The organism is Ensifer sp. PDNC004, assembly GCF_016919405.1.
GTDB lineage: Bacteria > Pseudomonadota > Alphaproteobacteria > Rhizobiales > Rhizobiaceae > Ensifer.
Genome location: NZ_CP070353.1, coordinates 3048188 through 3074257 on the forward strand (window position 1 = coordinate 3048188; position 26070 = coordinate 3074257).

The following is a 26070-nucleotide window of genomic DNA, read 5'->3' on the forward strand; positions in this document are numbered from 1 at the left end:
TCAGTTCTTGCTCATGGCGGCGAGCCATTCGTCGATCCAGGCCTTGCGGTTCTTGGCGACCTCCTCCGAAGGCAGGAGGAAGGTGTTCTCCGGCTTGACCAGCTTGTTGAAGGCGTCCGGCAGCGGCTCCTTGGTCGCTGCGACCGGCATCATCCAGTTGGTCGTCGGGATGATCGACTGGAAGTCCGGACCGGTCATGAAGGCGAGGAACTGCTTTGCCAGTTCCGGCTCCTTGGCGTTCTTGGTCATGCCGGCGACTTCGATCTGGATGTAGTGGCCTTCGGAGAAGGCAGCCGCCTGATAGCGCTCGGTGTTTTCCGCGACCATGTGGTAGGCCGGCGACGTGGTGTAGGACAGCACCATCGGCGCCTCGCCCTTGGTGAAGAGGCCATAGGCTTCCGACCAGCCGGGAGTGACGGTCAGGACGCGGTCCTTCAGCTTCGCCCAGGCGGCACCCGCCTCGTCGCCATAGACGGCCTTGACCCAGAGGAGCAGGCCGAGGCCCGGCGTCGACGTGCGCGGATCCTCGATGACGATCTTTTGTGACGGGTCACCTTCGACCAGTTCCTTGAGGCTCTTCGGTGGCGTCTTCAGCGTCTCGGTATCGTAGACGACGGCGAAGTGGCCGTAGTCATAGGGCAGGAAGGTGTCGTCGGAGAAGTTGCCGGGCACGGTGACGCCGGTTGCCTCGATGCCGTGCGGCGCGAAGAAGCCGGTCGCCTTGGCTTCGGCCACGAGGTTGGTGTCGAGGCCGAGCACGATGTCGGCCTTGGAAGCCGCGCCTTCGAGCTTCAGGCGGGTGAGAAGCTCGACGCCGTCGGCGACGCCGACGTAGTTGACCTTGCACTCGCAGGTCTTCTCGAAGGCTTCCGCAACCTTGGCGCCCGGTCCCCATTCGGTGATGAAGCTCTCATAGGTAAAGACCGTCAGCGTCGTGTCGGCCGCGGTCGCGACGCCGGAAAAAACGAGGCTTGCGGCGGCCGCAAGGGCTAGCCGGCTAAAGAGTTTGAGTTGCGATGAATTGGACATGGCGAGGACCTCTCTCCCAAAGTTCGTTGTTGCATGGGAAAAGGGCGTATCGATCCGATCGCGTCTAATCCCTCCGCCGGTATGAGCCGGATCAGGTTCCGCGGGTTGGCGTTTTTACGCCTCTCAGCCTCCGGCCGCCATGCGGTCGGGAGGCACCCCGTTAGAGCGGCAAGAGATTTACCGCTGCCAAGGCCCCAAGGCAAGCGATGTTTGCGAGGAAGCAAGGGCGCCTGGCCGGCACAACGGCGCATGTTTGCGTAAGCCGCCAACTGCGCTACACAACGGCAGCGAGGAGGAAATGTCATGCCCGATATGCTCGTTCGACTTTATGCCCTGCCGGCTGAGCCTCAGTCGAAGCTTGATCCTGGCATCAGCATTCGCCGCGCCATGGCGCCGGAGCGCCGCCTGGTCGTGTCCTGGATCGAAAAGACCTTTGGCGCCGGATGGGCGGGCGAGGCGGAAGCCGCCTTTTCCTCGACCCCGACACGCATGCATGTCGCAGTCCATGACGAAAAGATCGTCGGCTTTTCCTGCCACGACGTGACGGCGCTCGGCTTTTTCGGTCCGACCGGTGTCGACGAAGGCATGCGCGGGCAGGGGATCGGCGAGGCGCTGCTGCTTGCAAGCCTGACGGCCATGCGCGCGGCCGGCTACGGCTATGCGATTATCGGCGGTGTCGGGCCCGCGAAGTTCTACGAGCGGGTGGCCGGGGCTGTCGAGATCCCGGATTCGACCCCCGGCATTTATGCCGGCATGCTGTTCCCCGATCCGGTGCCCGAGGGGCATTGACGGTCTGACCAAAATACCGAGAACCGGTCGCCCGACGGTTTTCTTCGTTTTCCTTCGGCGGTCCTTTGCGCTATGGGCTTTGCCATGGCTCGATCGACCTTCACCATTCTGCTTGGCGGCGCCCTTTCGCTGACCGACCGGCTGGCTCACCAACTGGCCGCAAGTCGCTTCATCGCGGCTGATGGCGGCATGCGCCATGCGCGGCTGCTCGGCATCGTGCCCGATGTCTGGGTCGGTGATTTCGATTCGACCGAGGAAGCCCTTCTTGCGGACTACGCGTCGGTCCCGCGCGAGCCCTATCCGGCGGCAAAGGCCGCGACGGATGGCGAGATCGCGGTCGAGGCGGCGCTGTCGCGCGGGGCCGATCGCCTGATCTTCGCCGGCGCGCTCGGCGGCACCCGCAGTGATCATGCGTTCATGCATCTGCTTCATGCCGTCGCCCTTGCCGAGCGCGGGCTTTCGGTGTTGATGACGTCGGGCGAGGAAGAGGCCTATCCACTGCTGGCCGGCCCGCTCGAAGTCGACCTGCCCAAGGGCTGCCTCTTCTCGGTGCTGGGTCTGACCGAGCTTACCGGCCTTTCGATCGTCAATGCGCGCTACCCGCTTGACGATTTCACCCTGCCGTTCGGTTCGTCCCGAACCGTTTCCAACGTTGCGGAGGGTCCCCTTCGCTTCACTCTCAAGAGCGGCCGCGCCCTGGTGCTTGCCCGCCCCTATGATCTTTCCGGAGCCTGAGCCTTGGCGCCTCCCATTCTGAAACTCGACGATATCTTCCTCACCTTTGGCGGCACGCCGCTGCTTGCCGGCGCCAATTTTCAAGTGGAGCCGGGCGACAAGATCTGCCTGGTCGGCCGCAACGGCTCGGGCAAATCGACGCTGATGAAGATCGCCGCGGGCCTTGCAGAGGCGCAGTCGGGCGAAGTGTTCCGCCATCCCTCGGCGACCATCCGCTATCTGCACCAGGCGCCGGACTTCGACGGTTACGACACGGTGCAGGCCTATGCCGAGGCGGGCCTCGGCCCGAGCGACGATCCCTATCGCGTCGCCTACCTGCTGCAACACCTGGGTCTGACCGGCGAAGAAGACCCGAAGCGCCTTTCTGGCGGCGAGGCGCGTCGCGCAGCACTTGCCCGCGTCATGGCGCCGGAGCCGGACATCCTTTTGCTCGACGAGCCGACCAACCATCTCGACCTGCCGACGATCGAATGGCTGGAAGACGAACTGATCCGCAGCCGTTCGGCGCTGGTGCTGATCTCGCACGACCGGCGCTTCCTGGAAAAGGTCTCGACCGCCACCGTCTGGCTCGACCGCGGCCAGTCGCGCCGCCTTGACCGTGGCTTCGCTCATTTCGAGGCCTGGCGTGATGAAGTGCTAGAGGCGGAAGAACTGGAACAGCACAAGCTCGGCAAGGCGATCGAACGCGAAGAGCATTGGCTGCGCTACGGCGTGACCGCGCGGCGCAAGCGCAACATGCGTCGCCTTGGCGAGCTGCAGACCATGCGGGCGACCTATCGCGGCCACAAGGGGCCGCAGGGCACCGTGCAGGCGACGGCCGCCGACGCCAAGGAATCCGGCAAGCTGGTGATCGAGGCCGAGAAGATCACCAAGGCCTATGGCGAGCGCACAATCGTCGCGCCGTTCTCGATCCGCGTGCACCGCGGCGACCGCATCGGTCTCGTCGGCCCGAACGGTGCCGGCAAGACGACGCTCCTGAAGATACTGACCGGGCAGATCGAGCCCGACACAGGCACGGTAAAGCTCGGCACCAATCTGGAAATCGCGACGCTCGACCAGAAGCGCGAAGACCTCAATCTCGACGATACGCTGGCGCACTACCTGACGGACGGGCGCGGCGACAACCTGCTGGTCAATGGCGAGCAGCGCCACGTTACCGGTTACATGAAGGACTTCCTGTTCCAGCCGGAGCAGGCGCGCACCCCGATCCGTGAGCTTTCGGGCGGCGAGCGCGCAAGGCTGATGCTGGCGCGCATCCTCGCGCGGGCGACGAACCTTCTGATCCTCGACGAGCCGACCAACGATCTCGACATCGAGACGCTCGACCTGCTGCAGGAGATCGTCGCCGGTTTTGCCGGAACTGTGATCCTCGTCAGCCACGACCGTGACTTCCTCGACCGCACCGTCACCTCGACGATCGCACCAGCCAATCCGGAGGCGCCGGATGGACGCTGGATCGAGTATGCCGGCGGCTATTCCGACATGATGGCGCAGCGCAAGGGCGCGATCGAGGAGAAGCGCAAGGCCGAGAAGGCGGAGAAGGCCAGGGCCGATGCCGCCGCACCCACGGCCGAAGCGCCGAAGGCTGCCAAGGGCAAGCTTTCCTACAAGCAGAAATTCGCGCTCGAAAACCTGCCGAAGGAGATCGCCAAGGCGGAGGCCGAGGCTGCCAAGCGCGAAGAAAAGATGGCGGATCCCAACCTCTTCACAAAAGATCCAAATGCTTTTGCGAAACTGGCGCAGGAGCTGGAGAAGCTGCGTGCCGACCTTGCTCGCATGGAAGAGGAATGGCTGGAGCTCGAGATGCTGCGCGAGGAGCTCGAGGGCTGAGGGACAGCCAAGACGGTTCCATGCGTGAATGCAAAGGTAATACGTTGAATCCTTGCGGGTTTTACCGTTAAACTGGTAAGGGAATGATCGCTTGCCGCGTTGAACGTTATCAGATGATATGATAAGTAAAACTTATTATATCACCTGTGAACGATCATGATGCCCTTCAAGCTAGAATCCGAAACCATTGGAATGCTTCTGACCGATGTCTCGCGCCTCTTGCGCGGGGCCTTCGACCGCAAGGTCAATGCCATGGACCTGGGCATCACGCCCGGCGAGGCGCGCACGCTGATCCAGGCGGCGCTTACCGAGGGCATCAAACAGGCCGAAATCGCCACACGCATGGGCATCGAGCCGATGACGCTGTCGGCCTATCTCGACCGGCTGGAGACCAACGGGCTCGTCGCCCGTGTTCCCGATCCGGCGGATCGTCGCGCCAAGAATGTTATCATCACCGAAAAGGCGGGTCCGCTGCTCAACGAGTTGATGACCGGCCTCCGCGAAATGATGGATGCCTATACCGAAGGGCTGGATGCGGAAGCGCGCGCGCTTCTCTGTTCCAACCTGCGCATCCTGCGTGACAATCTGCGTCAGCTCGATCCGTGCCTTGCGGGCAAGGATACAGCGGAGAAGGCCGAGGTCCGGGCCGGAGCCGCGCAATGACGCGTCGCATGAGCGAGCGGCGCACAAGCATCATCGGTGCCTTCCTGGTGGCGCTCGGCCCCGTTTCCATGGCGCTCTACACGCCGGCGATGCCCGAACTGGTGCGTGCGTTCTCCTCAAGCGAAGCGGCGATCAAGATGACGCTGTCGCTCTATTTCGCCGGCTTCGCCTTTGCCCAGCTTGTCTCCGGCACGCTTTCCGACGTCATCGGACGCCGGCGCGCGACGCTGATCTTCATGGCCATCTACCTCGTCGGCAGCCTGATGGCGGCCTTTGCGCCTTCCGTCGCGGTGCTTTTGGCCGGCCGCCTGGTGCAGGGCATCGGCGCCTCCGTCGGGATGACCGTGGCGCGTGCGATCGTGCGCGACCAGTTCACCGGGACTGAAGCCGCACGCATCATGAACATGATCGGCATGATGCTGGCCCTCGGACCCGCCGTGTCGCCGACGCTTGGCGGCCTGGCGCTCGGTCTCTTCGGGTGGCAGTCGATCTTCTTCCTGATGGTCGGCTTTGCCGCCATGGCCTGTCTCACCGTGCAGTTCTTCATGGCCGAGACCGCGACCCCGGATCCGGCCAAGGGCCGCCTGAAGCCCATCCTTGCGGCCTACCGGCGGTTGGTGAGCGACAGCCGCTTCGTTTCCTCGACACTTGTGATCGGCGGAGCGGTCGGCGCACTTTATGCTTGGGCGACCATGTTGCCCTTCGTGCTGATCAATGCGGTGGGGCTGACACCGACCGAGTTCGGCGTCGGCATGCTGATGCAGTCGGGCCTTTTCTTTTCGGGAACCGTTGTGGTGCGGCTGCTGATGCGGCGTTTCACGCCGCAGGCGCTAGTGCCGGCCGGCCTCGTCTTCATCGGTGCGGCCAGCCTCGCGCTTGCCTACACCATGCACATGCTGCCGCCGAGCTTCCTCTCGGTCATGCTGCCGATCGGCATCTATGCCTTCGGCATCGCCTTCGTCATGCCCTACATGATGACGGCGGCGATGGCGCCGTTTCCGGACATCGCTGGCACGGCGTCGGCAGTGATGGGTTTCGTACAGATGGGCTCGGGGCTGCTTGGTGGCGCGATCGCCGCGGCGGTCGGCGCTCCGGTGCTGGCGCTCGGCACGATCATTCCATGCTTCGGCCTCGTCTGCATCCTGAGCTATGTCTGGTATCGCCGCAACGTTCGCTCGCAGCCGCTCGCCGTGCCGGTCGAGCGCAAGGATCCCTCGCAGCAAGCGGCGGAGTAGTGGACACGAAAAAAGCCTCCGCGAAAGCATCGCGGAGGCTTTTTTCTTCACTGGATAGTGGCTTAGCGGTTGCGCGCGGCTAGCGTGCGCAGGCGCAGCGCGTTGAGCTTGATGAAGCCGGCGGCATCCTTCTGGTCGTAGGCGCCCTGGTCGTCCTCGAAGGTGACGAGCTTGTCGGAGTAGAGCGACTTGTCGCTCTCGCGGCCGATGACCATGACGTTGCCCTTGTAAAGCTTCAGCGTCACTTCGCCTTCGACATGTTCCTGGCTCTTGTCGATCGCCGCCTGTAACATTTCGCGCTCCGGCGAGAACCAGAAGCCGTAATAGATCAGCTCGGCGTAGCGCGGCATCAGCTCGTCCTTGAGGTGGGCAGCACCCCGGTCGAGCGTGATGCTCTCGATTGCGCGGTGCGCGGAGAGCAGGATGGTGCCGCCGGGGGTCTCGTAGACACCGCGCGACTTCATGCCGACGAAGCGGTTCTCGACGAGGTCGAGGCGGCCGATACCGTTGTCGCGGCCGTATTCATTGAGCTTGGCAAGCAGGCTTGCCGGCGACAGGCGCACGCCGTTGATCGAGACGGCGTCCCCGCGCTCGAAGCCGATCTTGATGACGGTCGCCTGATCCGGAGCGGCTTCCGGCGAGATCGTGCGCATGTGCACGTATTCAGGGGCTTCCAGTGCCGGGTCTTCGAGAACCTTGCCCTCGGACGAGGAGTGCAGCAGGTTGGCGTCGACGGAGAACGGCGCTTCGCCCTTCTTGTCCTTGGCAACCGGGATCTGGTGCTTTTCGGCGAATTCGAGCAGGTCGGTGCGGCTCTTGAACGACCAGTCGCGCCACGGCGCGATGATCTTGATGTCCGGGTTCAGCGCATAGGCGGAAAGCTCGAAGCGAACCTGGTCGTTGCCCTTGCCGGTCGCGCCATGGGCGATCGCGTCGGCGCCGGTCTTCTTGGCGATATCGATCAGGTGCTTGGAGATCAGCGGGCGGGCAATCGAAGTGCCGAGCAGGTAGACGCCCTCATAGACGGCGTTGGCGCGGAACATCGGGAAGACGAAATCCTTGACGAACTCCTCGCGGACGTCCTCGATGTAGATCTCCTTGATGCCGAGCATCTCGGCCTTCTTGCGGGCCGGCTCGAGCTCTTCGCCCTGGCCGAGGTCGGCGGTGAAGGTGACGACTTCCGCGCCGAGTTCGGTCTGCAGCCACTTCAGGATGATCGAGGTGTCGAGACCGCCCGAATAGGCGAGAACGACCTTTTTCACGTCTTTATGCGATGCCATGGTTTCCGTCCGTCTGGTCTTGGGGAGGGCGGCGATGCCGCGTGCAAATCTGCGGCACTTTAGCCAGAACCTGCGGCGATACAAGCGCTAGAACGCTTGACGATGCGAATCCGCTGGCAAAAGCGCAGGCGCAGGATTACTGGAGGCGACCTCCGTGCCGAGGAAACGACGATGGACTTCATTCCCAGCCTGCCGCCCCTCCTGACCTTTGCCGCTGCGACGCTGCTTCTGGCGGCCACACCCGGCCCGGACATGACGCTTTCGATCAGCCGGGCACTCGCCCAGGGCAAGAAGGCCGCGCTCTTCGTCGTGCTCGGCACCAGCTTCGGCATCGTCGTGCATACGCTGCTCGTCGCATTCGGCATCTCGGCGCTGATCACCGCCTCGCCAACCGCATTCACCATCCTCAAGACCGGCGGTGCCGCCTACCTGCTCTGGCTTGCGGTGCAGGCGATGCGCTTCGGCTCCAGCATTTCGGTGCATAAGGTCGAGCCGACGGAAGGCAAGGCGCTTGCCAACATCTCGGCCGGCTTCTGGGTGAACCTGTTGAACCCCAAGGTCATCATCTTCTTCATGACTTTCCTGCCGCAGTTCGTCAGCGCCGATGATCCCTCGGTCACCGGCAAGCTTCTGTTCCTCGGCCTGTTCTTCATCACCATCGGCATGCCGGTGAACATGCTGGTCGTCTTCACTGCCGACTGGCTTGCCTCCTGGCTGCAGCGCAACAGGGGCGTGATGCGGGCACTGGACTTCAGCTTCGCCGGCGTCTTCTCGGTGTTCGCGGTGAAGATATTCATGACGACGGCGCGGTAAACAAAAAGCCCGGACATCGTGGATGCTCGGGCCTTGTTCTGAAGGCGTCTTCCGTACTCAGCCGATCAGCAGCGCATCGTCGTCGAGCGTCTGGCCGCGGATGCGGCGGAACATGGCGATCAGGTCCTCGACCTGCAGTTCCTTGCGGCTGTCGCCGGCGACGTCGAGCACGATCTCGCCGCCGTGGAGCATGATGGTGCGGTGGCCGTAGTCGAGTGCCTGGCGCATCGAATGGGTGACCATCATCGTCGTCAGCTTGCGCTCGGAGACGATCTTCTGCGTCAGGTTCATCACGAACTCGGCCATACCAGGGTCGAGGGCTGCCGTATGCTCGTCGAGCAGCAGCACTTCGGAGCCTGCGAGCGTCGCCATAACCAGCGAGACCGCCTGGCGTTGGCCGCCGGACAGAAGATCCATGCGGTCGCCCATGCGGTTTTCAAGGCCGAGGTTGAGCTCGGCGATGCGCTCGCGGAAATGCTCGCGGCGCTTCGGGCCGAGGGCGGCCGCGAGGCCGCGTGCTTCGCCACGCTTGGCGGCAAGCGCCAGGTTTTCCTCAATCGAGAGTGCGCCGCAGCTGCCGGTCAGCGGATCCTGGAAGACGCGGGCGACGAGGCCGGCGCGGGCGGCGGTGCCCTTGCGGCTGACGTCGGTCTTGCCGATCATCACCTGGCCGGCACTCGGCAGCACGTCGCCCGCGAGCACGCCGAGCAGCGTCGACTTGCCGGCGCCGTTGGAGCCGATGACGGTGACGAAGGAGCCCTGCTCGATGGTCAGGCTGACGCCGTTCAGCGCCTGCTTCTGCAGCGGCGTACCCTTGCCGAAGATGACCTGGATGTTGTTGACGCTGATCATGCCGCACCTCCGCGACGAAGACGGGGAAGGACGAGGGCGAAGGTCACGAGTGCCGCCGTCACGAAGTTGAGGTCGGAGGCCTGCAGGCCGAGCATGTCGGTCGACAGCGCCAGCTGGATGGCGATGCGGTAGAGGATCGAGCCGAGCACGCAGCCGATGAGCGCAATCAGGATGCCGCGGGCACCGAGAAGCGTCTCGCCGATGATAACGGCTGCGAGGCCGACGACGATCGTGCCGACGCCCGAGGTGACGTCGGCGAAACCGTTGGTCTGGGCAAAGAGTGCGCCGCCGAAGGCGACGAGCGCGTTGGAGATTGCCATGCCGAGATAGATCTGGCGGTTGGTGTCGACACCCTGTGCGCGGGCCATGCGGGCATTGGCGCCGGTGGCGCGCATCGCAAGACCGGCATCGCTCTCAAGGAAGCGCCAGACGATGATGACGGCGACGACGACGAGCACGCCGATGAACAGCGGCCGGACGTAGAAATCACGTAAGCCCAGGCCATAGAAGGGCGAGAGCATCGTGTCGGCATTGATCAGCGCGACGTTCGGCTTGCCCATGACGCGCAGGTTCACCGAGAACAGCGCGATCATCGTCAGGATCGAGGCGAGCAGGTTGAGGATCTTGAAGCGCACGTTGAGCATCGCCGTGACGATACCGGCAGCGGCACCCGCCACCATGGCGACACAGGCCGCAAGCCACGGGTTGACGCCAGCGATGATCAGCACGGCGGTGACGGCTGCCCCCAGCGGAAAGGATCCGTCGACAGTCAGGTCGGGGAAATCGAGCACCCGGAATGCGAGAAAGACGCCAAGGGCGACGAAGGCGTAGACCAGCCCCAGTTCCACGGCTCCCCAGAAAGCGATTAGACTCAACCCCAGACCCTCTTTTTACATGTCGCGCGTGGTTGTCGTTATGGGCGCGACGCTCCCGCTTGGCACATGGGGCCCAAGGCCGGCGCATGTGCGGCTCAGAACTTTCGGAGCGGCCCCGCGATCCAAAGGATCAGGCCCCTCATAGCGAACCGCCCCCGTATGGAACGGAGGCGGGCAAAACGCAACAAACTTGAACCTGAAAAGGTCGAAAGCGTTATTCAACGACGCGGGTTGCGCGCTTTACGACACTTTCCGGAAGGGTGACGCCCATTTTCTCGGCGGCCTTCTTGTTGATCACCAGGTCGGAACCCGCAGCAACCTTGACGCCGATATCACCCGGGTTTTCGCCCTTGAGGATGCGAACGACGATTTCGCCGGTCTGCTTGCCGACATCGTAGTAGTTGAAGCCGAGGGCTGCGAGAGAGCCGCGGGCAACTGAATCCGTGTCGGCGGTGAAGAGCGGCAGCTTGGCTTCCTCGGCTACGGCTACGGCACCTTCAAGCGCGGAGATGATCGTGTTGTCGGTCGGTACGTAGATCGCATCGGCGCGGCCGACGAGAGCGCGGGCAGCACCCTGGACTTCAGCCGACTTGGTCGCGGCGGACTCGACGACGGTCAGGCCCGCCTTTTCGGCTTCGGTCTTCAAGACGGCGAGCAGCGAAACGGAGTTGGCTTCGCCGGAATTGTAGAGGTAGCCGATCGACTTGGCGTTCGGCAGAATTTCCTTGATCAGGGCGACGTGCTCGGCAACCGGCGACATGTCGGAGAGGCCGGTGACGTTGCCGCCGGGCTTGTCCATGTCCTTGACCAGCTGCGCGCCGACCGGGTCGGACACGGCTGTGAAGACGACCGGGATATCACGGGTCGAGGAGACGACCGCCTGTGCCGACGGCGTGGAGATCGGAACGATCACGTTCGGGGCTTCGCCTGCGAACTGACGGGCGATCTGGGCAGCAGTCGCCGGGTTGCCCTGGGCCGACTCGTAGAGGAACTTGAGGTTCTCGCCTTCCTTGTAACCGGCGGCGGCCAGCGCATCCTTCACGCCGTCGCGGGCGGCATCGAGCGCCGGATGCTCGACGATCGCGGTCACGGCGACGGTCACCTCATCGGCACGGGCGGGCAGGGTGAATGCCACCGTGGCGGCAAGGGCGATGAGAAGTGAGCGCATGGGTTGTCCTCCTGAATTGATTTCCCGCTTTCTTAGGAAACCGGGGACATGAAATCAATCGATAGGATCTGCATCACCCATCAAAGTTCTTCATCAATGGGTGATGGCACAGCGGAGGAACCGCAAGCAGGCGCTGCGCCTCAGTCTTCGCCGTGGTTGGCGATCATCATCGCCTCGAAGGCGAGGCGGTCGACCTTGCGCATGCGTTCCGATTCCGACTTCAACTGGCCGCAGGCGGCGAGGATGTCGCGGCCGCGGGGCGTGCGGATCGGCGAAGCGTAGCCGGCCTGGTTGATGAAGTCGGCGAACTTCTCGATGTGCTCCCAGTCGGAACACTGATAGTTGGTGCCCGGCCAGGGGTTGAAGGGGATGAGGTTTATCTTCGCCGGCACGCCCTTGAGCAGCTTCACCAGTTGCTTGGCGTCTTCCAGGCTGTCGTTGACGTCCTTCAGCATCACATATTCGAAGGTGATGCGACGAGCGTTGGAAAGTCCCGGATAGGCGCGGCAGGCGTCCATCAGCTCCTTCAGCGGATACTTCTTGTTGATCGGCACCAGCATGTCGCGCAGGTCGTCGCGCACGGCATGGAGCGAGATCGCCAGCATGACGCCGATTTCCTCGCCGGTGCGGTAGATCTCCGGCACGATGCCGGAGGTCGAAAGGGTGATGCGGCGCTTGGAAAGCGACAGGCCTTCGCCGTCGGAGGCGATCAGAAGCGCGGTCTTGACGTGCTCGAAATTGTAGAGCGGTTCGCCCATGCCCATCATCACGATGTTGGTGATCTTGCGGCCTTCGGCCGGCACGATTGCGCCCTGCGGCGTATCGCGCTCGGGGAAATCGCCGAGCCGGTCGCGGGCAAGCAGCAACTGCGCGAGGATTTCCTCGGCCGTCAGGTTGCGTACCAGCTTCTGCGTGCCAGTATGACAGAAGGAACAGGTGAGCGTGCAGCCGACCTGGCTCGAAATGCAGAGCGTGCCGCGGCCTTCCTCGGGAATGTAGACGGTCTCGATCTCGACTGGACGGCCGGCGCCGCGGGCCGGGAAGCGCAGCAGCCACTTGCGGGTGCCGTCACCGGAAATCTGCTCTTCGACGATCTCGGGGCGCGCGATGGTGAAATGCTGCTTCAGCATCTCGCGCATGTCCTTCGACACGTTCGTCATATGGTCGAAGTCGGAGACGCCGCGCACATAGAGCCAATGCCAGAGCTGGCTGACGCGCATCTTGACCTGGCGCTCCGGCACGCCCTTTTCGACCAGCGCCTTAGCCATGTCCTCGCGCAGCAGGCCGATCAGCGACGGCTTTTCCGCCTCTACGGCTGCGCGCACTTGGGGCGCCTTCGCGATTTCCACCCGGTTCAGAATTTCAGTGGCTGCCATGCTCATGATGTCCTGTCATACGGCGTGAGGCCGTCCGGAGAGCGGGTCCGGAAATCGTCCTGATGCGCGAATTGAAATCGGTCGAGCCATCGAAAGCGGCCAATTGGGGCGCGGAGGCTCTCAAGTTGGGCCGGGCTTTAGCATTGTTTTGGCCCGGAGTCACGAGGCAGGGTCCGTGAACGCAAAAGGCCGGCTCTGCAGCCGGCCCTTTGCGCGCGACGTGTCGTCCCGTGATTACTTGCAGGCCTCGATCTGCTTCAGCGCAGCGGAGATGCCCGAGAGCGAGTAGGAGTAGGAGGTTGCCGTTCCCTTGCGCGACTTGGCGTTGACCGACATGGCCTTGCCGTTCTTCATCGCGGCGACGAGCGCCGGCTCTTCGGCAGCGTTTTCGACCCAGGCAGAGTTGCCCTTGGTGAACATCACGAAGGTGCGGCCGTCGATGACGACGTTGACCTTGGAGTTTTCCTGAAGGGGGTAGCCCATCATCGCCTGCGGCTCGTAGCTGATGTTCTGGCCGGGGCGCTGGGAAACGAGGAAGAAGATGTCGCCGTGGTCGACGCCGGCCGGGCTCTTTTCCTTCGGAACCGAGAGGACGTAGCAGACCTTGCCGCCGCCGGCGTTGTAGGAATAGGCACCCCAGGCGTTGAACTGCTGGATGCGCGTCGGAGACTGGGCGGCAGCCATGCTGGCGGTCGCCAGAACGAGTGCGATTGCGGTTGCGATCTTTCTTACAAACATGAGGTCCTGCCGCTTTTCTTGCTCTTCGATCACCCGAAACAGGTTAGACGGGCGACGCGTAGTCGTCATTTGAATTTGTTTTGACTTAATTCAGGTTACCAAACCGTCAACGATGGCCGAAAACCTCGGCTTTTAGCCCCGAAACGGAGCGGTTCGCCCCGTTGCGCAATGCTTTCCGACCGCCGCTTCGCATCTTCGCCGAACCGGGTTCGATGCCGGATGCGCCTTGCCTCGGAATGCCGTTCCGGAAGGTTTCCTGCCCCAAGCCAATCTTTGACGTCAGCCGCGCCAAATCGCGCGGCCAGCGTCATTTGCATGTGTATGCCACAAAGAATTGGGCAAGAGTTTGACTTTTGGGCGGGAATGGGGCGCCACAACCGGACAGCCGTGCGTCCGACGTCAGCTCTCCGGCGTGTCGGCCAGCGTCTCGTCGGCCTTGGTATAGTGCGTTTCCTTGATCTGCCCGCTGATCGCAGCAAAGGCCGCGGTCAAGACGGCCACGTCGTCGGAGAAGCCGACAACGGCCAGCACGTCCGGGATGATATCGATCGGCAGCACGAAGTAGGCGAGGGCGGCAAGCAGGATGCCGCGGGTGCGCGTCGGCGTCTTCGGATCGATGGCGCAGTAGTAGGCGGCGACTAGGTCGCGGCTGAAGGGGATCTGCCGGGCAGCCCTTCGAAAGGTGGGCCAGAAGCGGCGCTTCACGCGCTTTTCCCGCCGCTCCTGCTCGGATTCTTCGCCCGGCAAGAGAATTTCACCGATCTTGATGTCGTCCATCGTCCCGCTTCCGCTGTTGCAGCGCTTCACAATATGGGGATTGGCTGTTCTATTTCAAATGATCGGGCATGCGGCCGGCCGCTGCCTTGTCCATGCGCGCAGCCAGTTTGAAGTCGAGTTCGCTCAAGCCGCCGGCGTCATGGGTCGTCAGCGTCACGTCGACGCGATTGTAGACGTTGAACCATTCCGGGTGATGGTTGAGCTTCTCGGCGACGATCGCGCATTCCGTCATGAAGCCGAAGGCCTCGACGAAGTTCTTGAAGCGGAACGCCTTCCAGATCGAGTTGCCGTCTTCGGCCCGCACCCAGCCTTCCATCTTGTGCAGGTTGTCGGCAATCGCTGCCTCGTCCAGTTTCTCCGCTGCCATCGCTCTCTTCCTCCCATCCGCCTGTTCGAAGGCCGAGCTGTCGCGTATAAGCGTCCACTGTCTCCAGCCTTCGAATCTGAATAGCATGAAACCGGTCAGAGTTCTTTTCGTTTGTCTCGGCAACATCTGCCGGTCGCCGCTTGCCGAGGGCGTGTTGCGCGCCTTGGCGGAGCAAAAGGGATTGGCGTTCGCGTTGGAGGTCGATTCGGCGGGAACCGGCGCCTGGCATATCGGCGATCCGCCGGACCGGCGATCAATCCAGGCGGCAAGGCGTCACGGCATCGATATTTCCACGCTGCGCGGACGCCAGGTGGCGGCGGCAGATTTCAGTGATTTCGACCTCATCCTCGGCATGGACGAGAACAATGTCCGCACGCTGAAAAGGCTCGCGCCTGCGGGCACGGCGCACAAGGCGCATCTCTTTCTCGACTATGCGTCAGGCGAGAGCCGGGACGTGCCGGATCCCTACTACGACGGGCCGGAAGCCTTCGAGGCGCTTTACCAGATGCTTGAGGCCGGGTGTTCGTCGTTACTCGAAAGGTTCGGCGAACGCACCTCGTGAAGCGGGAAGACTTCTTCCGTCAGGTAGGGTCCGCCGCCGACTGAATCGCGCGACGAGAGCAGCACGAAGCGAGAAACCGTGAACAGCGAGGTCATGAAGTTGCCGCGCCCGGAGAGGTACTCGACCACGTCTTCGACACGGCTGGAGCGCAGCCGGGCGAGCGTCACGTGCGGGGTGAACTTGCGCGGGTCCGGCCCCAGTCCGAGCCTCTGGCAGATGCGCTCGATTTCGGCCTGCAGCGCATACATTTCCGGATGGTTGGTAACGCCGGCCCAGACCGAGTGGGGCTTCTTCGAGCCGAAGGCGCCGGTGCCGGTCAGTTGCAGCTGGAATTCAGGACGTTCGATGCGATCGAGCTTGTCGATGATCTCGTCGGCGGTGCGCCAATCGACGTCACCGATGAAGCGCAGTGTGATGTGGTAGTTCTCCACATCGATCCAGCGAGCTCCGGGAAGACCTCCGCGCAGCAATGAAAGACTCATTGCAGCATTGCGCGGAATTTCGAGGGCGGTGAATAGTCTCGGCATGGCGAGCTCCCCGAATCTCTTGCAGATGTCTTAGCGAATCACGCATCGCATCTGCACGCAACTGGTATTTGACGCTTCAGAATATTAACGTTGTCTTAACTGTGGACGATGTCATCACTCCGTCTTGTTCAGCGTTGCCAGAAACCGCTCGACGACGGGCAGGGCCTTCTCGACCATGACGCCGACGCCGTCGCCATTGGGATGCATGCCGTCTTCGAGCTTGAGCTTGGCCTCGGTCACCACGCCATCGAGAAAGAACGGATAGAGTTCCAGCCCGTATTTTTCGGCGAGTTCCGGATAGATCGGGTTGAAGCGGGCGGCGTAGTCGGCGCCCATGTTCGGCGGCGCCATCATGCCGGCCAACAGCACGGCGATGCCGCGGTCCTTTAGCCTTGTGATCATCGCCTCGATGTTCTTGCGGGTCTCTTCAGGCGCGATGCCGCGCAGCGCGTCGTTGGCGCCGAGCTCGAGGATCACGCCCTTGGTGCCATCCGGCACCGACCAGTCGATGCGGGCAAGACCGCCTGAACTCGTGTCGCCGGAAACGCCGGCGTTCGCGATCGTCACGTCGAAGCCCTTTTCCTTCAGCGCCTTTTCGAGCCGGGCCGGGAAGGCGTCTTCCGGCGGGAGCTGATAACCCGCCATCAGGCTGTCGCCGAAGCCGATGAGGCTGATCGTCTCGGCGCGTGCCGTGTATGATAACGCAAATGTCATCATCAGTGCCAAGAAAACCCGTTGAAATCCTTTTAATGCCATGGGCCTGTTCCTAAATCCCGAATGCCGTTTCTGTTCCCCACTTCGTTTCATATAGGGTTGTTTCGCTTGGCCAGCACCATCATCGAACTTAAAAACGCGGATCTGACGCTGGGCGAGGCGGCCGCCTCGGTGCATGTGCTGAAAGGCATGAGCCTGACGATCGATGCCGGAGAATCCGTCGGCATCGTCGGCCCGTCCGGTTCGGGCAAGTCAACATTGCTGATGGTGCTTGCCGGGCTCGAGCGGCTGGATCGCGGCGAGATCGTTATCGACGGCACGCCGCTGCACCGGCTCGACGAGGACCGGGTCGCGGACTTTCGCGGACGCAACATCGGCATCGTCTTCCAGTCCTTCCACCTCATTCCCAACATGACGGCGCTCGAAAACGTCGCCGTGCCGCTTGAGCTTGCCAATGTCCCCGGCGCCTTCGAGATTGCGCGCAAGGAGCTTGTCGCCGTCGGCCTCGGCGAGCGGCTCAGCCACTATCCGGGCCAGCTCTCGGGCGGCGAGCAGCAGCGCGTTGCGATCGCACGGGCGCTTGCGCCTTCGCCGAAGCTTCTGATCGCCGACGAACCGACCGGTAACCTCGACGCCGAAACCGGACGGCAGATCGCCGATCTGCTTTTCGCCGAACAGCGTGACCGTGGCATGACACTCGTGCTCGTGACCCATGACGCCGCCCTTGCCGACCGTTGCGCGCGGCAGGTGCGGGTGCGCTCGGGCGAGATCGTTGCCGGCGGCGCGGCGGACCCCGTGGCGGTGGCGCCGGTCCAGCAGGCGGCCTCCGCATGATCGGCGCGCCTTCGGTACGGCTGCGGCCGCTGCTTGCGCTCAGGCTGGCGCTGCGTGAAATGCGCGGCGGGCTCAAGGGCTTCTACATCTTCCTCGCCTGCATTGCGCTCGGGACCGCAGCGATTGCCGGCGTCAACTCGCTGTCGCAATCGATCACCGCGACGATCGCCTCGCAAGGGCAGGAACTGCTCGCCGGCGATATTCGCTTCGAGCTCAACAATCGTGTCGCAACGGCCGAAGAGCGCGCTTATCTCGATGGCCTTGGAACCGTTGCGGTTTCCGCTGGCCTCAGATCGATGGCGCGGTTGCCGGATGGCTCCAACCAGGCCCTGGTGGAGCTGAAGGCCGTCGATGCGGCCTATCCGCTCTACGGCACGCTGGAAAGCGAACCCGACCGGCCGCTACACGACCTCATCGCCCGCGACGGCGAGGTCTTCGGTGCGGTCGTGGCGCCTCTGCTGCTCGACCGCCTCGACGTCAAGGTCGGAGACGAAATCCTTCTCGGCAACGCCCGTGTCCGGATCGCCGGCACGATCACGCGCGAACCGGACGCGCTTTCCGACGGCTTCGGCTTCGCGCCGCGCCTGATGATCTCGGAAGAAGCCCTGGCGGCGACGGGACTGGTGCAGACCGGAAGCCTCGTCGAGCACACATACAAGGTGAAGCTTGCCGACCCGGCAGGGGTCGCCGCCGTTCGCACCGAGGCGGAGAAAAGCCAGCCGGCCGCCGGCTGGTCGATCCGTACCAGCGGCAACGCAGCACCGGCGCTGACGGCCAACATCACCCGCTTCTCGCAGTTCCTGACGCTTGTCGGCCTGACGGCGCTGATCGTCGGCGGCGTCGGCGTCGCCAATGCGGTGCGCGCCTATCTCGAGGCCAAACGCAGCGTGATCGCGACCTTCAAATGCCTGGGCGCGCCTGCCGCCTTGGTGGCGATGATCTATCTCGCACAGATCCTGATGATCGCGCTGATCGGCATCGTCATCGGGCTCGTGCTCGGGGCTCTGATCCCCTTTGTCGCAGCGCAATTCCTGGCCGACCTGCTGCCGATTTCGACCGCTTTCCATCTCTATCCGGGCGCGCTCGGGCTTGCCGCCCTGTTCGGCGTGCTGACGGCGCTGACCTTCGCCATCCTGCCGCTCGGCCGGGCGCGCGCCATTCCGGCGACGGCGCTCTTCCGCCAGCAGGGCTTCGATCCCTCGGGCTTTCCGGCATGGCCCTATCTGCTCGGTGCCGTCGCGTGTCTGGCCGCGCTTGCCGGCCTGGCGATCTTTACGGCCTACGACCGCTACATCTCGCTCGTCTTCCTCGGCGCGATCGCCTTCGCCTTCATCGTGCTCAGGGCCGTTGCTCTTGCTATCGCCTGGCTGGCGCGCCGCAGCCCGCGGGTCAATTCGCCGGCTCTCAGGCTGGCGATCGGCAACATTCACCGTCCGGGTGCGCTGACCTCCTCGGTGGTGCTGTCGCTCGGCCTCGGGCTTGCGCTGCTCGTGACGCTGGCGCTGATCGACGGCAATCTGCGCCGCGAACTCACCGGAAGCATGGCGGAGCGCGCGCCGAACTTCTTCTTCGTCGATATCCAGGGCAGCGAGATCGAAGGTTTCCGCTCGGTGCTGAACCAGGCGATCCCGAAGGGCAAGGTCATCGAGGTGCCGATGCTGCGCGGCCGCATCACCGCCTTCAACGGCGAGGACGTGAACAGACGCAACGTGCCGCCCGCAGGCCAATGGGTGCTGCGCGGCGACCGAGGCATCACGTACGCCAAGAACAAGCCGGAGAACTCGACGCTGTCCGAGGGCACCTGGTGGCCGGCCGACTACAGCGGCGAACCCCTGGTTTCCTTTTCGTCCGAGGAGGCCGGCGAACTCGGCCTGAAGATCGGCGATACGGTCACGGTCAACGTGCTCGGCCGCAACATCACCGCCAAGATCGCCAACTTCCGCAATGTCGAGTGGGAATCGCTGTCGATCAACTTCGTCATGGTGTTCTCGCCGAATACCTTTGCCGGCGCACCGCATGCCTGGCTGGCGACGGTGATCGATCCGTCGGCGACGCCGGAAGAGGAGGCGGCGGTTCTGAAGGCCGTCACCAATGCCTATCCGACGATCACCAGCGTGCGGGTAAAGGATGCTCTCGACATTGTGAATGGTCTGCTCGGGCAGCTGGCGACGGCGATCCGGGCGGCGGCGGCAGTGGCGCTGGTCGCTTCCGTGCTGGTGCTGGCCGGCGCGCTTGCTGCCGGCAACCGGGCGCGCGTCCATGACGCGGTCGTTCTGAAGACGCTGGGGGCAACGCGGGTGACGCTCATCAAGGCGTTCAGCTACGAATACGCGATCCTCGGTCTTGCAACCGCCGTTTTTGCGCTGTTTGCCGGCGGTATCGCCGCCTGGTTCGTCGTCAGCCGCATCATGACGCTGCCATCGAGCTTCCTGCCTGACGTGGCGATCCTGACGGTTGTGGCGGCGCTGGTGATGACGGTCGGCATCGGACTTGCCGGTACATGGCGCATTCTCGGGCAGAAGGCGGCGCCGGTCCTGCGCGAACTTTGAACGGGCCGAGTTAACCGTAAATCCCTATTGCACCGGACTGAATCGGTCCGGTGAAACGGAATCCGGGAGTGCCGGGTCTTGTGTGCAGCGGGTTTCGGCATCATATTTGTCCACAGGCATGCTGGAGCTCCGCAGCGGCGCCTGGGCGTGGAAGCTCATCTTCCAGGGCGATACTCGCCGCCCGACACCGTAACATCCACCGGAGCTTGAATGAGGAAACAATGGCTGATCTGAGAAATTACCAAACCCGAATGTCGCCCGCCGGCGCTCAGGCGGGTGCCGTGATTGACGAAGGCCTTCGCGCATACATGCTGAAGGTCTACAACCTGATGGCGCTTGGTCTGGCGATCACTGGCGTCGCGGCCTACCTGGCCTTCCAGATGGCGTTTTCGGATGGCCAGCTGACTGCCTTCGGTGCTGCGATCTACACGAGCCCGCTGAAGTGGGTGGTGATGCTGGCGCCGCTGGGACTCGTGTTCTTCATGAGCTTCCGCATCAATAGCATGAGCGTTTCTGCCGCGCAGACGACGTTCTGGATCTATGCCGCCCTGATGGGCCTGTCGCTGTCGTCGATCTTCGTGATCTACACCGGCCAGAGCATCGTTCAGACGTTCTTCGTGACCGCCGCTTCGTTCGGCGCCCTGTCGCTTTACGGCTACACCACGAAGAAGGACCTGTCCGGCATGGGCTCGTTCCTGATTATGGGTCTGTTCGGCGTCATCATCGCGTCTATCGTCAACATCTTCCTCGGCTCTTCGGCGCTCGCCTTCGCGATCAGCGTGATCGGCGTGCTGATCTTCGCAGGCCTCACCGCCTACGACACGCAGAAGATCAAGGAAATGTACTTTGAAGCCGATGACAGCACCGTTGCCGGCCGCAAGGCGATCATGGGCGCGCTGACGCTCTACCTCGACTTCATCAACCTGTTCATGTTCCTGCTCCAGTTCATGGGCAACCGGAACAACTAAGTCTGAACAGCGGACGGAAAAGGCGGCTTCGGCCGCCTTTTTTGTTTCTTGAAGCAGCTTGAAAGCGTCCGGGCTCCGTGGGAGTGAAAGGACGACGAAACCTTGGGATCAAGTCTAAAGCCATGTCCCTGACCCTGCGCGACGCCACCCTGGCCGATCTTCCCGTCATCACCGAGATCTATCGCGAATCCGTGTTGCACGGCGTTGCGACCTACGAGATCAACCCGCCATCCGAAAAGGAGATGCGGGCCCGGTTCGAAACGATCATCGGCAACGGCTACCCTTATATGGTCGCGGTAGACGAGGGCGGGACGATCATAGGCTATGCCTACGCATCCGGTTTCCGCACGCGCACGGCCTATCGTTTCCTGGTCGAGGATTCCATCTACCTGGCGCCGGAAGCCCGCGGCAAGGGCGCCGGCAAGGCGCTGCTGGTCGAACTCGTCCGGCGTTGCACGGAGCTCGGCTTCCGCCAGATGGTCGCGGTGATCGGTGGTGCCCATCCAGCCTCGATCGCCGTACACCGGTCGCTCGGCTTCGAACTCCAGGGCACGATGAAAGCGACCGGCTTCAAGCACGGCCGCTGGCTCGACACGACGATCATGCAACTCGCGCTTGGCGAGGGACAGGCGACCGACCCGCCGGAAGACGTCTATCCGGACACGCTCTACCAGTGATCGTCGCTTGCTGAAGGGTCTCGGTCGGCGAAGTGCGCTCGCAGCGCGGTAGCCAAATCGGGCCGTTGCCGCCTGTGACGTCGGCGTGCGTCCTGATGGCACCCTTTCCCGGGTGGTCAGGTTTCCACCAGCCTCAGCACCTTGTCGAACACCTTGAGCACCTGGGCGAGCTCGTGGCCGCGTTTCAGGATCGTGCCGTGAATGTTCAGCACGCTATAGGCGCCCTGTTTCGCGGCCAGTTTCGGGTTCTTCTCGATCCGGTAGAGCGGCATTTCGCCCGAACGCTTGAACACCGAGAAGACCGCGCGGTCCCTCAAGTGGTCGATGGCGTAGTCCCGCCACTCGCCTTCGCCGACCATGCGGCCGTAGACCCACAGGATCTGGTCCAGTTCGCGGCGATGGAAAGTGATGGGGGGAGCGTTCTTGGCGTTCTTGTATTCGTGAAGATCGACGACCACTTCGGAAGTGGTCTCGCGCTGATGGCGCGCCTCGCCTTGCGGCAAATCCGGCTCATCGGTCATCGGCAATCCGGCCTTCTGTTGTGACAGAACGATTACAGTGTGCCTGACACGAGCCGAAAAGCAAGCCGGAAGCCATGGGACGGTGAGGTCATTTCTTGCCTCTGCCCCATTTCAGTCAAACCGGCGCCCCAATTCATCGCAAAACTCGCGGGCGCTGACGGACAGAGTCGTTGCCACCGTATGTCCGGTCAGATCGTCATGCTGCGGGAGTTCACCGAACGCAGTTATGGCCGGTTCGGTCCGGTAACTTCGAACCCTCAGCCCCAGCCCCTCGATGCTGCCGGGCCGAACCAACCCCTTGGGCTTCGCCGTCCCTACAATTTGCCCTGAGGGCCGGCGAGCACGGCCGCAGCGCCGATGATGGCGCCCGGCGTTTCCTTGTCCTTCATCGATTGCAGCAGGATCGCGCAGCCGCTGTTTCCGGGGCGCTCGGTCAGCACCGTCGCCGGCAGCGTGAAGGTCGCAGGCTGGCCGTCCCACATGCCGATCGTCTGAATGTCACGCACCGCATGCCAATAGGGGACTTCCTTGCCGCTGTTTTCCCCCTTTTCCATCTTCACGATCTTGGCGCGATCGAAATAGACGACGACGACATTGGCCTTGCCGATACCGCTGCCGACGGTGATTTGGATTTCTTCACCAAGGATCTTGGCGTCGACGGGAACGGCAAGCCCCTTGCCTTCCGCCTTCATCGTTTCCAGCCGCGTCTTGATTGCCTGCAGGTTGCCGCCGTTCAAATGGTCGCGGCCATTCAGGATCGCCTGCGGCGTGTAGACGCCGTTGCGACCGAGCATGCGCGCATAGGCATATTGCCGCTCGGTGTTTTCCTTCGATGCCAGCGTGTCGGCCCAGCCGAGATAGTTCCAGTAGTCGACGTGATAGGCGAGCGCCACCACATCGCCTTCGTCGACCAGCGACTTCAGCGCCGCATCCGCCGGCGGACAGGACGAGCAGCCCTGGCTGGTGAACAGTTCGACAACGCCCTTGACCGCCTGTTTCTCCTGCGCCACGACGGGTGTAGTGGCGGCTGCGAGCAGCCCGAGAGCCAGCGCAACAGGACGAATGAAAGAACGGTCTGCGGATGTCATGGCGTCACTTCGTTACCGGCCGTCGGCCTACTCCTTGTGGGGGAGTTCACTACATACGACGCCCCTGCATCAACGGGAAGTCACGTTGGAGTGAGGTGGCAAGTGAGTGCGATCCAGCAGCCGGATCGCGGCAGTTGCACCTCAAAGAAAGAGCCGGGGCGCCTGTCGGCGTCCCGGCTCCAGAGCCTTGTCTGCGCTCGCGCGATTAAGCGGCGAGGTCGCGCAGAACCGTCTGCAGGATGCCGCCGTTGTTGACGTAGGTCACTTCATCGAGCGTATCGATACGGCAGACCAGCGGCACGTCCTTCACGCTGCCGTCGCCATAGGTGACCTTGGCAACGCGCTTTTCGCGCGGCTGTACGTTGGCGAGGTTTTCGATGGTGACGATCTCATCGCCCTTGAGGCCCAGCGATTCCCAGGTCGTGCCTTCCTCGAAGACGAAGGGAATGACGCCCATGCCGACGAGGTTCGAGCGGTGGATACGCTCGAAGGACTGCGCAATGACGGCCTTGACGCCGAGCAGGTTGGTGCCCTTGGCAGCCCAGTCGCGCGACGAGCCGTTGCCGTATTCGACGCCGGCGAAGATGACGAGCGGAACGCCCTCTTCCTTGTACTGCATGGCGGCGTCGTAGATCGACATCTCTTCCTTCGACGGATAGTGGATGGTGTAGCCACCTTCCTTGCCGTTCGGGCCGAGCATGTGGTTGCGGATGCGGATGTTGGCAAACGTGCCGCGCATCATCACCTCATGGTTGCCACGACGCGTACCGTACTGGTTGAAGTCGGCAACGCCGACGCCATGACCGATGAGGTAGGCACCAGCCGGCGAGGCAGCCTTGATCGAACCGGCCGGCGAAATGTGGTCGGTGGTGATCTTGTCGCCGAAGAGACCAAGCACGCGGGCGCCCTTGATGTCGGAGATGCCCGAACCGGACTTGCCCATGCCGACGAAGTAGGGCGGGTTCTGGACGTAGGTCGAACCATCGTCCCAGGCGTAGGTCTGGCCCGGAGGAACCTGAACGGCCTGCCAGTTTTCGTCGCCCTTGAACACGTCGGCGTACTTGGTCGCGTAGAGTTCGCGGGTGACGTACTTGAAGATGAACTCCTGGATTTCCTTGGAGGTCGGCCAGATGTCCTTGAGGAAGACCGGCTTGCCGTCCTTGTCTTCGCCGAGCGGCTCGCTGGTCAGGTCCTTCTGGACGGAACCTGCAAGCGCGTAGGCGACGACGAGCGGCGGCGAGGCGAGGTAGTTCGCCTGGACGTCCGGCGAGATACGGCCTTCGAAGTTACGGTTGCCCGAGAGAACGCCGGCGGCGATCAGGCCCTTGTCGTTGATCGTCTTCGAGATCGGCGCCGGCAGCGGGCCGGAGTTGCCGATGCAGGTCGTGCAGCCGAAGCCGACGAGGTTGAAGCCGAGCGCGTCGAGGTCCTTCTGCAGGCCAGACTTGGCGAGGTATTCGCCGACGACCTGCGATCCCGGTGCGAGCGAGGTTTTGACCCACGGCTTGGACTTCAGGCCCTTGGCGACCGCGTTGCGGGCGAGAAGGCCGGCAGCGATCAGGACCGACGGGTTGGAGGTGTTGGTGCACGACGTGATCGCAGCGATGGCAACGTCGCCATGGCCGAGATCGAAATCGGTGCCTTCGACGGCGTAGCGGTTCGAAAGCTGGCCCGGCTTCTTGTAGTCGCCTTCAAGTGCGGTGGCGAAGCCCGAGGCGATGTTTTCGAGCGGGATGCGGCCTTCCGGACGCTTAGGACCAGCCATGGCCGGAACGACGTCGCCGAGGTCGAGTTCGAGCGTGTCGGTGAAGACGAGCTCGGAACCGTCACCGTCGCGCCACATGCCCTGCGCCTTGGAATAGGCTTCGACGAGAGCGATGCGGCTCTCTTCGCGGCCGGACATGGTGAGGTAGTTGATGGTTTCGCTGTCGACCGGGAAGAAGCCGCAGGTCGCGCCGTATTCCGGGCCCATGTTGCCGATGGTGGCGCGGTCGGCGAGCGTCATGTTGTCGAGGCCCGGGCCGAAGAATTCGACGAACTTCGAGACAACGCCCTTCTTGCGCAGCATCTGGACGACCATGAGCACGAGGTCGGTCGCGGTAACGCCTTCCTTGAGCTTGCCGGTCAGCTTGAAGCCGATGACCTCGGGCAGAAGCATGGAGACCGGCTGGCCGAGCATCGCGGCTTCCGCCTCGATACCGCCGACGCCCCAGCCGAGAACGCCGAGACCGTTGATCATGGTGGTGTGGCTGTCGGTGCCGACGCAGGTATCCGGGTAGGCGGTGATCTCGCCATCTTCTTCACGGGTCCAGACGGTCTGGCCCAGATACTCCAGATTGACCTGGTGACAGATGCCGGTGCCCGGAGGCACGACGCGGAAGTTCTTGAATGCCTGCTGGCCCCACTTCAGGAAGCGGTAGCGCTCGCCGTTGCGCTCGTATTCGAGTTCGACGTTGCGGGCAAAGGCGTTCGGCGTGCCGAATTCGTCGACGATGACCGAGTGGTCGATGACGAGGTCGACGGGAACGAGCGGGTTGATCTTCTCCGGGTCGCCGCCGAGCGAGACCATGGCGTCGCGCATCGCGGCGAGGTCGACGACGGCCGGAACGCCGGTGAAGTCCTGCATCAGCACGCGGGCCGGACGGTAGGCGATCTCGTTTTCAGCCGTGCCCTTGTCGTTGAGCCAGGCGGCAATGTTCTCGATGTCCTTCTTGGTGACGGAGCGGCCATCTTCGTTGCGCAGCAGGTTCTCGAGCAGAACCTTCATCGAGTAGGGAAGCTTGGATACGCCGGCGAGACCGTTCGCCTCAGCCTTGGGCAGGCTGTAATAGACGTAGTCCACACCGTTGACGGTGAGCGTGGAGCGACAATTGAAGCTATCTAGGGACTTGGACACTGGATAATACCCCGTTCCGTCTGATCGCCAAAAACTGACGTACGAACGCCCGAGCGCCTGTGAAGCGCGAATTGGGATGCGGGTGCGGCCATTTCCGCTGTCCGTACGTGGAAAATCATTCCATGTTCGGCGCTAGGATGAAATTCACGCCGACCGCTGGCGTGTTGGCCGCCTTATAGATAATTTCTCCAAAACGTGCCAGAGCAA

25 protein-coding genes and 1 riboswitch are annotated in these 26070 nt (G+C 63.1%); of the genes, 11 read left to right on the forward strand and 14 right to left on the reverse strand.

Going from position 1 to position 26070, the window contains the following annotated elements:
• Complete coding sequence (gene thiB, locus JVX98_RS22995; RefSeq protein WP_205237514.1) at positions 1 to 1029, reverse strand: thiamine ABC transporter substrate binding subunit; 1029 nt, start codon at positions 1027 to 1029, stop codon at positions 1 to 3.
• A 51-nt stretch (positions 1030 to 1080) separates the two neighbouring features.
• Positions 1081 to 1199: riboswitch (TPP riboswitch) on the reverse strand.
• A gap of 133 nt (positions 1200 to 1332) precedes the next feature.
• Here thiB and JVX98_RS23000 point away from each other — a divergent pair.
• The 5 genes from JVX98_RS23000 (at position 1333) to JVX98_RS23020 (ending at position 6281) form a co-directional block, all read left to right on the forward strand.
• Positions 1333 to 1818 (forward strand): GNAT family N-acetyltransferase, encoded by a 486-nt coding sequence (locus JVX98_RS23000; protein WP_205237515.1) that lies wholly within the window; start codon positions 1333 to 1335, stop codon positions 1816 to 1818.
• 84 nt (positions 1819 to 1902) lie between these two features.
• Positions 1903 to 2553 (forward strand): thiamine diphosphokinase, encoded by a 651-nt coding sequence (locus JVX98_RS23005; protein ID WP_192451056.1) that lies wholly within the window; start codon positions 1903 to 1905, stop codon positions 2551 to 2553.
• A 3-nt stretch (positions 2554 to 2556) separates the two neighbouring features.
• Positions 2557 to 4383 (forward strand): ABC-F family ATP-binding cassette domain-containing protein, encoded by a 1827-nt coding sequence (locus tag JVX98_RS23010; protein WP_205237516.1) that lies wholly within the window; start codon positions 2557 to 2559, stop codon positions 4381 to 4383.
• A 159-nt stretch (positions 4384 to 4542) separates the two neighbouring features.
• Positions 4543 to 5046: a MarR family winged helix-turn-helix transcriptional regulator gene (locus tag JVX98_RS23015; protein WP_192451118.1), complete on the forward strand. Its 504-nt coding sequence runs from the start codon at positions 4543 to 4545 to the stop codon at positions 5044 to 5046.
• Entirely contained in the window at positions 5043 to 6281 is a 1239-nt protein-coding gene (locus JVX98_RS23020; RefSeq protein WP_205237517.1) for a multidrug effflux MFS transporter, read from the forward strand. Before JVX98_RS23015 ends, JVX98_RS23020 begins: the two co-directional genes overlap by 4 nt.
• Positions 6282 to 6343: 62 nt before the next feature.
• Here the strand turns inward: JVX98_RS23020 and JVX98_RS23025 are convergent, their stop codons facing one another.
• Complete coding sequence (locus tag JVX98_RS23025) at positions 6344 to 7561, reverse strand: argininosuccinate synthase (RefSeq protein ID WP_205237518.1); 1218 nt, start codon at positions 7559 to 7561, stop codon at positions 6344 to 6346.
• A 171-nt stretch (positions 7562 to 7732) separates the two neighbouring features.
• On the opposite strand from JVX98_RS23025, the gene JVX98_RS23030 reads away from it, so the two are divergent.
• Complete coding sequence (locus JVX98_RS23030) at positions 7733 to 8374, forward strand: LysE family translocator (RefSeq protein ID WP_205237519.1); 642 nt, start codon at positions 7733 to 7735, stop codon at positions 8372 to 8374.
• A gap of 57 nt (positions 8375 to 8431) precedes the next feature.
• Here the strand turns inward: JVX98_RS23030 and JVX98_RS23035 are convergent, their stop codons facing one another.
• The 7 genes from JVX98_RS23035 to JVX98_RS23065 form a co-directional block, all read right to left on the reverse strand.
• Entirely contained in the window at positions 8432 to 9226 is a 795-nt protein-coding gene (locus tag JVX98_RS23035) for an ABC transporter ATP-binding protein (RefSeq protein WP_192451051.1), read from the reverse strand.
• Complete coding sequence (locus JVX98_RS23040; RefSeq protein WP_043622284.1) at positions 9223 to 10101, reverse strand: ABC transporter permease; 879 nt, start codon at positions 10099 to 10101, stop codon at positions 9223 to 9225. The genes JVX98_RS23035 and JVX98_RS23040 overlap by 4 nt, the downstream gene beginning before the upstream one ends.
• Positions 10102 to 10315: 214 nt before the next feature.
• Positions 10316 to 11269, reverse strand: coding sequence for an ABC transporter substrate-binding protein (locus tag JVX98_RS23045; RefSeq protein WP_043622288.1), 954 nt, complete (start codon positions 11267 to 11269; stop codon positions 10316 to 10318).
• 140 nt (positions 11270 to 11409) lie between these two features.
• On the reverse strand, positions 11410 to 12645 hold the full coding sequence (gene rlmN, locus JVX98_RS23050; RefSeq protein WP_104665632.1) for a 23S rRNA (adenine(2503)-C(2))-methyltransferase RlmN: 1236 nt from the start codon (positions 12643 to 12645) through the stop codon (positions 11410 to 11412).
• Positions 12646 to 12879: 234 nt separating this feature from the next.
• Positions 12880 to 13383 carry an invasion associated locus B family protein gene (locus tag JVX98_RS23055; protein ID WP_192451048.1) on the reverse strand — a complete coding sequence of 168 codons (504 nt, stop codon included), beginning with the start codon at positions 13381 to 13383 and terminating at the stop codon, positions 12880 to 12882.
• A gap of 399 nt (positions 13384 to 13782) precedes the next feature.
• Positions 13783 to 14160 (reverse strand): YkvA family protein, encoded by a 378-nt coding sequence (locus JVX98_RS23060; protein WP_034802857.1) that lies wholly within the window; start codon positions 14158 to 14160, stop codon positions 13783 to 13785.
• Positions 14161 to 14209: 49 nt separating this feature from the next.
• Positions 14210 to 14527 carry a 4a-hydroxytetrahydrobiopterin dehydratase gene (locus tag JVX98_RS23065; protein WP_043622291.1) on the reverse strand — a complete coding sequence of 106 codons (318 nt, stop codon included), beginning with the start codon at positions 14525 to 14527 and terminating at the stop codon, positions 14210 to 14212.
• An 85-nt stretch (positions 14528 to 14612) separates the two neighbouring features.
• On the opposite strand from JVX98_RS23065, the gene JVX98_RS23070 reads away from it, so the two are divergent.
• Positions 14613 to 15089 (forward strand): low molecular weight protein-tyrosine-phosphatase, encoded by a 477-nt coding sequence (locus JVX98_RS23070; protein WP_205237520.1) that lies wholly within the window; start codon positions 14613 to 14615, stop codon positions 15087 to 15089.
• On the opposite strand, the gene thpR is transcribed toward JVX98_RS23070, so the two are convergent.
• Positions 15026 to 15616, reverse strand: a complete 591-nt coding sequence (thpR, locus tag JVX98_RS23075; RefSeq protein WP_205237521.1) for an RNA 2',3'-cyclic phosphodiesterase — start codon at positions 15614 to 15616, stop codon at positions 15026 to 15028. The genes JVX98_RS23070 and thpR overlap by 64 nt on opposite strands.
• 114 nt (positions 15617 to 15730) lie before the next feature.
• Entirely contained in the window at positions 15731 to 16372 is a 642-nt protein-coding gene (locus tag JVX98_RS23080) for an arylesterase (protein WP_205237522.1), read from the reverse strand.
• A 66-nt stretch (positions 16373 to 16438) separates the two neighbouring features.
• Between JVX98_RS23080 and JVX98_RS23085 the strand changes: the two genes are divergently transcribed.
• The 4 genes from JVX98_RS23085 (at position 16439) to JVX98_RS23100 (ending at position 21358) form a co-directional block, all read left to right on the forward strand.
• Complete coding sequence (locus JVX98_RS23085; RefSeq protein WP_043622338.1) at positions 16439 to 17164, forward strand: ABC transporter ATP-binding protein; 726 nt, start codon at positions 16439 to 16441, stop codon at positions 17162 to 17164.
• On the forward strand, positions 17161 to 19713 hold the full coding sequence (locus JVX98_RS23090) for an ABC transporter permease (protein ID WP_205237523.1): 2553 nt from the start codon (positions 17161 to 17163) through the stop codon (positions 19711 to 19713). Before JVX98_RS23085 ends, JVX98_RS23090 begins: the two co-directional genes overlap by 4 nt.
• A 221-nt stretch (positions 19714 to 19934) precedes the next feature.
• Positions 19935 to 20681: a Bax inhibitor-1/YccA family protein gene (locus tag JVX98_RS23095; protein ID WP_192451043.1), complete on the forward strand. Its 747-nt coding sequence runs from the start codon at positions 19935 to 19937 to the stop codon at positions 20679 to 20681.
• Between the two features lie 122 nt (positions 20682 to 20803).
• A complete protein-coding gene (locus JVX98_RS23100; RefSeq protein ID WP_192451042.1) occupies positions 20804 to 21358 on the forward strand; it encodes a GNAT family N-acetyltransferase in 555 nt (184 codons plus the stop codon).
• A 116-nt stretch (positions 21359 to 21474) separates the two neighbouring features.
• Here JVX98_RS23100 and JVX98_RS23105 read toward each other — a convergent pair whose 3' ends face one another.
• From JVX98_RS23105 to acnA, 3 genes are all read right to left on the reverse strand, one after another.
• A complete protein-coding gene (locus tag JVX98_RS23105; RefSeq protein ID WP_034802844.1) occupies positions 21475 to 21879 on the reverse strand; it encodes a DUF2794 domain-containing protein in 405 nt (134 codons plus the stop codon).
• A gap of 314 nt (positions 21880 to 22193) precedes the next feature.
• The gene (locus JVX98_RS23110) at positions 22194 to 22967 is read right to left on the reverse strand and encodes a thioredoxin family protein (protein WP_205237524.1); all 774 of its coding nucleotides are present in this window, start codon (positions 22965 to 22967) and stop codon (positions 22194 to 22196) included.
• 205 nt (positions 22968 to 23172) lie between these two features.
• The gene (gene acnA / locus JVX98_RS23115) at positions 23173 to 25863 is read right to left on the reverse strand and encodes an aconitate hydratase AcnA (protein WP_192451040.1); all 2691 of its coding nucleotides are present in this window, start codon (positions 25861 to 25863) and stop codon (positions 23173 to 23175) included.
• Between the last annotated feature and the right edge of the window lie 207 nt (positions 25864 to 26070).